At 60.7% G+C, this 1,805-nt stretch carries 2 protein-coding genes; one reads left to right on the top strand and one right to left on the bottom strand.

Annotated features, from left to right (window positions below):
- Positions 1 to 231: 231 nt before the first annotated feature.
- Positions 232 to 804: a DUF1134 domain-containing protein gene (locus tag WBF74_RS05920; protein WP_424436626.1), complete on the bottom strand. Its 573-nt coding sequence runs from the start codon at positions 802 to 804 to the stop codon at positions 232 to 234.
- A gap of 236 nt (positions 805 to 1,040) precedes the next feature.
- Between WBF74_RS05920 and WBF74_RS05915 the strand changes: the two genes are divergently transcribed.
- The coding region (locus WBF74_RS05915) for a hypothetical protein (RefSeq protein WP_424436623.1) at positions 1,041 to 1,805 on the top strand (765 nt) is incomplete at its 3' end.

The raw sequence follows: 1,805 nt of genomic DNA, 5'->3' as shown, positions 1-1,805 counted from the left end.
TTGTCACCGTCACAGCGCGGCGCCAGACAAATTGCATCGTCACCGCCGCAAGCAGCGTTGCGATGAAAAAGCCCAGCGCAATCAGCATCAGGCTCTCGATCATGGAACCCCCGGTCGGAACTGGCGTCGGAAGAACTGGTTACTCTGACAGAGCGGGGCGAGACTGCCAGAAAAGCAGGAGGGCTGTCACCGAAAACGGCCAGCCCTCCTGTCATTTTTCGAAAGGCTGCGTCAGAAGGGCAACCATTCCCGGGATTTGGTGTATTTCAGATAACCCACGGCTGCACCGAGCCGCACGCCCACGCCGGAGCGCATGGGGGCGAGAATCACATCGTCGCGCTGTTGATAATTGATGCCGATGCCACCCACGAGATAGGCGCTGCCTTCCACACCGGGATAGCGGCGGTAGATCGCGTCGCCATTGGGCAGGCTATAGACCAGCGTGAAGCTCTTCACGGCATTGCCGCCAAAATCCCAGCCGGCGCTCGGGCCCTGCCAATAGACGGTTTTGCGGGTGCCGTTTTTCATCACCAGTTCGCCCTGACCATAGCGCAGGCCGACAACGAAGGCACCGCTCGCCTCTTCGCCTTTGATGAAGGCGTTAGGCTCGCCATATTTCTTGAAGATGCTGTGAACCGCGTCGGCCAGCCCTTCGGAGACATCGCCGAAGAAATTGCCGGCTTCCCTGACGATCTCGTCTTCCTTGTAGGTGTCGGAGGACTGCGCAGCGGCGGGAAGGGTGGCGAAGGCCAGCATGGCCAGGCCGGTCACGATACCCACCATGCCGCGGGAAGCTGAAAGCATATGTGTGATCCTCCGTTCGATCTGCCCAAATGCGCGCGCCATAACCTCTCCCTCTGATGTCAAATCATCGCCATCGAATCGCCGTCAATCGGATGGACAGTCTATATTAAATGGAAATCGGCTGACTGAGGCAGGGCGATATTGGCGGGACAGCGTGGCGAAACAATGACCGGAAGGACGGACGAATCTCTGCAGGCGGAAGGGTGCTGTGTATGCTGAAGGGCAGGCGGAAAGGCATGCTTCTGCTCATCGGGGCTGTGCTCATCGTTTGCGTCATTGCGGCGGTCTGGGCCTGGCAGCAGCGGCGCGATCTTGCGGCGCAGGTGATTGCGGGCGAGCTTGCTGAGCGCGGCATCACGCCTGTTTCCTTCGATGTCTCTTTCATTGGCCTGCGGAGCATCTCGCTATCGGATGTGGTGATTGGCGATCCCGCCTCGCCCGACGCGCGGGTGGGTGATGTCACCGTCACCTATTCGCTGGGCGAACTCATTTCCGGCCGTGTGCGCAGCATCGATGTGGGCGAGGCCTATGGCCGGATCCGGTTTGATGAAGACGGTCTGTCATTCGGCGCGCTTGATCCGTTGCTGCAGGGCGGCGGCGAAGGCGGCGGCATGGCGGTGCCGCCTGTTGAGATCGAGAAGGCGGTTCTCGAGATCGGAACGCCGCAGGGCGATTTCATGCTTGCGGGGCCGCTCTCTATCCGCCCGGATGGCGATGCCTTTTCTGTGTCAACCGAAGGGATAGAGGTAAGGGAAGCGTCTTCCGCGCCGCGCATTGCGCCGCTTCTCGTCGCGGGCGAGGGCAAGGTTTCTCCTGAAGTCCTGTCCTTCCGCGCCGAAGTATCAAGCCTCCCTGCAACGGGGGATGGCGTGCATCTCCTTCATGCTGAAGGGCAGTATGACATTGCCGCGCATGAAGGCCATGCCATCGCAGAGGGCAGAGCCGTGTTTGCGCGTGACGGGCTTTCTGTCACAGCCCTCGTGCCCGCGCTCGAATATTCC

The sequence above is a fragment of the Parvibaculum sp. genome (genome assembly GCF_049672805.1).
GTDB lineage: Bacteria > Pseudomonadota > Alphaproteobacteria > Parvibaculales > Parvibaculaceae > Parvibaculum.
This window is presented reverse-complemented; position numbering and strand designations above follow the sequence as displayed.